The following is a 5,839-nucleotide window of genomic DNA, read 5'->3' as shown; positions in this document are numbered from 1 at the left end:
TGGCGACGCCCTCCGGCTTTCTGGACGGCGAGGCCGACATCACCGTGCGCGAACTGCCCGGCGGGAGATGGCTGCGGTTTACCCATCGAGGACCCTACGCAGACCTCCGGACGACGTACGAGGGTATCTCGTCGTGGATGGCCGGCGCCGGCCTGCTCGAGTCGGAAGGCGCGTGGGTCCGGTATATGCCCCTCTGGGAGGAATACCTCAACGGTCCTGAAACCACGGCGCCGGAGGATCTGATCACCCAGATATACATCCCCCTCGACCACGCCAAAGTGTGAATGTTTGGATGCACGACCCGCCGGATGGAATAATGGAGACCCCGGAACCGGTCCCGAACGACGTCGTAGGCCAGCCGTACCTTACGGGTACTCCCGCGCGGCGTCGGTTGCATAACGGGGCGGTAACGGACGCGTTTCTCGGTGCCCTGCACAAAAGAGGTGATCCTATGTCTGACATGCAGAAGGGAGCCTCGGGTATGGCCTGCTAGCGACAGCTAATCGGGCTCCCGGACAGCTACTTGAAGCCCGGCCTCACTGCGAGGTCGGGCTTTTTTTCTGCTCCTCATCACTGGTCGATGAAGTTCGTGTAACGAGTCGGACAAAAAGCCAGAAGGCATCTTTACACGATCTTAACAAATGAATATACTGTAACCGTCCACGCAGGAGCCCCTTCCGAGCATGTTAATGCATCCTGGCTACGCATCGCGAGCCATACCCTGATCAAGGAAGCGCTGAGACCTCCGTGAACAAAAGCCCGGGCTGTAACCCGGGCTTTTTCATTGGGGAGGGCATCCCGGCAGGAAGCATGTCGGTTGGAGATGAGAGACCGGAGTTGTACTCTTGGGCCAGTGAACCGCCCCATTTTACCCGCCTTCCTCCTTCTCCGAGATGCATCGAGTTTTAGCTACCTTCCTTCTCCTGGCCCTGGCGCTCGGCTGTGATTCTAAACCGCCGGCTGCGGCGCCCGCCTCGCTCGACCTCGGCTTTCGGCCCAACATCCTCTGGTTGGTTGCCGAGGACTTGAGCCCGATCATCCCGCCGTTCGGCGACAGCACCGTCGCGACGCCCACCTTAAGCCGGCTCGCGGCGGAAGGCGTCCGCTACACCCATGTATTTTCTCCCTCCGGCGTCTGCGCTCCGAGTCGCGCGGCGCTGGCTACCGGGCTCTACCAGACCCACATGGGCGCCATGCACATGCGCACGGGCGGAGACCCGCGCTGGCTGCCGCCGGGCCTCACGCCCTACGAGGCCATGCCGCCCGTCGGCGTGAAACTCCACAGCGAGTACCTCCGGGAAGCCGGATACTATGCCACCAACGCGGCCAAGGAGGACTATCAGTTCACGGCGCCGGTGACGGCCTGGGATGAGAGCAGCGCAGACGCCCACTGGCGCAACCGCGCACCCGGACAACCATTTTTTGCCGTCATCAACTTCGGGGTCACACACGAATCCCAGGTGTGGTCGCGCGCCAACGACTCGCTCTGGGTGCCCGAGGATCTGGACGTCCCGGTGCCGCCCTACCTGCCGGACAACGCGGTGGGCCGGCGCGATATCCGCCAGGTATATTCCAACATCAAGACGATGGACGATCAGGTGGGCCAGGCGCTCGCCGAACTCGAAGCCGCCGGCCTGATGGACAGCACCATCGTCGTATGGTACGCCGACAACGGCGGCCCGCTGCCCCGGCAAAAAAGGCTGGTGTACGACTCCGGCCTGCGTGTCCCGATGATCATCCGCTACCCCGGCCAGTGGCGCGCCGGCGAGGTGGACGATCGGCTGATCAGCTTCGTCGATTTTAAACCGACCCTCCTGTCCATGGTGGGCATCGAACCACCCGACTATGTGGACGGGCAGGCCTTCGAGGGCGAATTCGCCGCGGCCGAACCCCGTGCCTACATCCATGGCGCGGCGGATCGGTTCGATGAGCAGTACGACATGATCCGCGCTGTCCGCAACCATCAGTTCAAGTATTTGCGCAACTTCCAGCCCGAGAAACCCTACTACCTGCCCGTCGCTTACCGCGAGCAGATGCCGATCATGCAGGAGCTGCTCCGCATGCGCGACGCAGGCGAACTGGACGAGTACCAGGCCCAGTGGTTTAGGCCCACGAAGGCCCCGGAGGAGTTGTTCGACATACTGGCGGATCCCCACGAACTGCACAACCTCGCCGGCGACCCCGCCTATGCCGCCACGTTGGCGGCGCTCCGCGCCGAATGTGATCGCTGGATGGCGGAGATTGGCGACGGGGGCTCCATGCCGGAAATGGATTTCCTCGCCACGATCTGGCCCGATGGCACCCAGCCCGTAACAGCCCCGCCGGCGAGCGAGATGGTAGACGGCCGCCTCGCGTTAACCAGCGCGACCGATGGCGCTTCGATCGGCTACCAGCGCCTGGCTGATGAAGAAGCGATCGGCCGGCACTGGGAGGTTTATACCGGCCCAATTCCGCTCGATGCCGGCGAACGGATTGTGTCCGTGGCGCACCGCATCGGCTTTGTCGCCAGCGATACGGTCGATGTCCGCTCCCCGTGATCAACCCGCGCTCCCAGTTGCTCCTGCGGTTCGCCGCTACTGTTCTGCTCGCGTTGCTCGGCGCCCCGGCGCTTGCGCAGCCCTCCGATACGTTGTACCTCGCGGTGGGCACTCCTGTCCCTCGTGTCACCTCGGCGGCGGACACGAGCCAGAGGTATGCGCTGTACCTGCCCTCGGGGTACGACGCGGAGCAAACGTATCCGGTGCTTTTTCTGATGGACCCGAGGGGCCGCGCGCTAGTCCCCATCGAGCGTTTTCGCGCCGGCGCCGACCGGCTGGGCTTTATCCTGCTTAGCTCGCACCATACCCTGAGCGACGCGGATTCGGCCTTTGCCGTCAACGGCCGGGCGTTACACGCGATGATTCAGGACGCGCAGCTGCGTTACGCGGTGGATACGCGTCGCTTCTACCTCGCTGGCTTCTCCGGTACGGCTCATTTCGCCTGGTTCGCGGCGCCGTTTCTCGATGGCCACCTCGCCGGCATCATAAACGCCGGCGACGGCCTGCCGCCGGGCGCCTCTTCGGTCCAGGCCGCGATCGCCATGACGCGGCCGCCCGCCTATATCGGGACCGCCGGCCTCGGCGACTTCAACTACGACGCCGCCCGATTGCGCGACGCCGCGCTCGACTCCACCCGGATGCCCCATCGATTCGTGGTATTTGAAGGAGATCATGCCTGGATGCCGGAATCGCTGGCCGGCGAGGCGCTGGATTGGATGCAGTTCCAGGCGATGCGCACGGGTATGGCTCGCTACAAGCCGGCCTGGGTGGATTCGCTGCGCCTCGCCCATCTCGCCGAGGCACAGGCGCTCGAAGCCGCCGGTCGCTGGGCCGATGCCGTCCGCCGATACCGGGAAGTCGTGGCCGATTTCGAGGGTAGGGGGGATATCGATGCGGCGCGGATACGTCTCAACCACCTCCTCCAGGAGCCGGCTGCGCTCCAGGCCATTGAGGCCCGCGAGGCCCTCACGCGACGTATCGAAGCCTATAGCGAGGGGGTGGTGGCGTTTATCGACGACTACCGCACGGCCGAACGGGTGCCCCGAACGAACGCCTCTCTCGAGCGCCTGGAAATAGAGCGACTCCGCATCGAATCCGTCGATACAGTGGATACCGACCTCGCCGGCGCTGCCCGGCGCATGCTCGCGGCCGTCTATGCGTCCGTGTCGTTTTACGAGGCGCGCGACTTCCTGGCGGCCGCTGACTACGAGCGAGCGGCCGGCATGCTGCGGATCGCGGGCGCGATCCGGACGGACGGGGTAGTATGTTATCAACTTGCGCAATCCGAGGCCCAACTCGGCAGGGTCGATGCCGCCTTCTCGGCGCTCGAGTGTGCGATCGATACGACCGGTGTGTCCGCCGGGCACATCGAAAACGACATGTTGCTGGCACCCATCCGGGGCGATCGGCGGTATCGCGCGCTGTTGGTCCGGGCCACGCTGTAGGAGGGCTCGACCCCGCCGCGCTATCCGGGGAGCGAGCAAGGCACGAAACCCCGATAAAGCATTTCTGATTTTATTCTGGCATTTTCTTGCGTACGCCGGCCGCTCTCGGTTATCATGGTAGCGGCCTGTTACCGCCCGAGGCGGCCTGGCCGGCCTGATTGTTTCATCACACCTCCGCTCATGCAAGAATACTTCGAATCCATCGGTACCTTTGCCCTGATTGTGCTTGTTTTTGGCGTTCTTGCGCTCGGTTACCTGTATTACCTCGTACCCGTTCGCCTCTGGATTACGGCAATTTTTTCGGGTGTGCCCATCAAGCTCGTCCAGGACCTCGTGGGCATGCGCCTGCGCCGGGTACCACCGGAAGCCATCATCATGCCCCTGATTGCCGCGCACCAGGCCGGCATCCACATCGATACCTCGCTCCTTGAGGCGCATTATATGGCCGGAGGGCACGTCCAGCAGGTCGTGCGCGCACTCATCTCGGCCCAGAAAGCGGGGATCGACCTGACGTTTGAGAAGGCCACGGCCATCGACCTCGCCGGGCGCGACGTGTTCGAGGCCGTGCAGGTGTCCGTGCAGCCGCGGGTGATCCAAACGCCGCCCATCTCGGCCGTTGCGCGTGATGGCGTGCAGCTGCGTGTGGTGAGCCGCGTGACGGTGCGCGTCAACATTGCGCGGCTCGTCGGCGGCGCCGGCGAGGCCACCATCATGGCCCGCGTTGGTGAGGGGATCGTGTCAACGATAGGTTCTTCGGAGACCTACGCCCAGGTGCTGGAGAACCCGGCGGCGATATCGAAAAAAGTCCTCGACGCCGGCCTGGACAGCGGCACGGCGTTCGAGATCCTCTCGATCGACATCGCGGATGTGGATGTGATCGAAAACATCGGGGCCAAGCTGCAGATCGATCAGGCGAAGGCTGATCTCCGGGTGGCCTTCGCACGCTCCGAAGAACGCCGCGCCGCCGCCATCGCCTTGCAACAGGAGATGAAGGCGGAAATCCAGGAGCAACGCGCGAAGCTCGTCGAGGCCGAGGCCAGCATCCCCATGGCCATCGCCGACGCGTTCCGCAAGGGCCGGCTGCTCCGGGGCGCCAACCCGCCGAAATCGCTGCCGCCTGCTCCATGACCGCGACCTTGCCCGAGCCCTGGCTGCGTGGCCCGTTACCGGATATCCCGCCGCTCTTGCAGCCGGCGGGACACGCGCTCGTCATGGCGCTGGAGGATACGCTCAGCGCGTCCGCCGGCCTTACCGACGAACAGCTGTGGGCGCATCCCGGCGGCGCCGGCTCGGTCGGTTTCCACCTTGCCCACCTGGCTGGCAGTACGGACCGTCTGCTGACCTACGCCCGGGGCGAGGGGCTTTCCGACGCCCAGCTGCGGATTCTCTCCGCCGAGAAGACCCTGTCCCAGACTCGGCCGGCGCTTGCTGTGCTGGCCGCTGCCTGGCGGGACACCGTGGAGGCGGCGCTCTATCAACTGGGTGAGACCCCGGAATCGATCCTCACGGACGCCCGGTTCGTCGGCCGCGCCAGGTTGCCGTCGACCGTCATCGGGTTACTCTTTCACGCTGCCGAACACGCCTCGCGCCACACCGGCCAGCTTGTGACGATGGCGAAGGTCGTGCGTGGGTGAGGCCCCCCTCAAAAAAACCATGAACTTCGCCGCCAGCATCGTAATCCTCCTTGTCGCCCTCCTGCACGTGTATTTCCTCGTGCTCGAGATGTTTTTGTGGGACAAACCCGCCGGCCTGCGCGCCTTCGGCCAGACTCGCGAAGCCGCGGTAGCCTCGAAGGTGCTGGCGGCGAACCAGGGGCTTTATAATGGATTTCTGGCGGCCGGCCTCATCTGGGGGCTG

6 protein-coding genes are annotated in these 5,839 nt (G+C 64.6%); all 6 read left to right on the top strand.

Annotated features, from left to right (window positions below; all coding sequences use genetic code 11):
- On the top strand, positions 1–284 hold a 284-nt coding region (locus SH809_12230; protein ID MDZ4700466.1), incomplete at its 5' end, for a GyrI-like domain-containing protein.
- 609 nt (positions 285–893) lie between these two features.
- The gene (locus SH809_12225; protein MDZ4700465.1) at positions 894–2,537 is read left to right on the top strand and encodes a sulfatase; all 1,644 of its coding nucleotides are present in this window, start codon (positions 894–896) and stop codon (positions 2,535–2,537) included.
- A complete protein-coding gene (locus SH809_12220) occupies positions 2,534–3,982 on the top strand; it encodes a hypothetical protein (GenBank protein MDZ4700464.1) in 1,449 nt (482 codons plus the stop codon). Before SH809_12225 ends, SH809_12220 begins: the two co-directional genes overlap by 4 nt.
- Before the next feature lie 180 nt (positions 3,983–4,162).
- Positions 4,163–5,110: a flotillin-like protein FloA gene (gene floA, locus SH809_12215; protein ID MDZ4700463.1), complete on the top strand. Its 948-nt coding sequence runs from the start codon at positions 4,163–4,165 to the stop codon at positions 5,108–5,110.
- The gene (locus tag SH809_12210) at positions 5,107–5,616 is read left to right on the top strand and encodes a DinB family protein (protein MDZ4700462.1); all 510 of its coding nucleotides are present in this window, start codon (positions 5,107–5,109) and stop codon (positions 5,614–5,616) included. The genes floA and SH809_12210 overlap by 4 nt, the downstream gene beginning before the upstream one ends.
- A gap of 19 nt (positions 5,617–5,635) precedes the next feature.
- A partial coding sequence (locus SH809_12205) for a DUF1304 domain-containing protein (protein MDZ4700461.1) occupies positions 5,636–5,839 on the top strand: 204 nt, incomplete at its 3' end.

This window comes from Rhodothermales bacterium, from assembly GCA_034439735.1.
Lineage (GTDB): Bacteria > Bacteroidota > Rhodothermia > Rhodothermales > JAHQVL01 > JAWKNW01.
This window is presented reverse-complemented; position numbering and strand designations above follow the sequence as displayed.

Coding starts and splice junctions, on each gene's coding strand:
- SH809_12225 (MDZ4700465.1), top strand. CDS start 894: ATGCATCGAGTTTTAGCTACCTTCCTTCTCCTGGCCCTGGCGCTCGGC.
- floA (MDZ4700463.1), top strand. CDS start 4,163: ATGCAAGAATACTTCGAATCCATCGGTACCTTTGCCCTGATTGTGCTT.
- SH809_12210 (MDZ4700462.1), top strand. CDS start 5,107: ATGACCGCGACCTTGCCCGAGCCCTGGCTGCGTGGCCCGTTACCGGAT.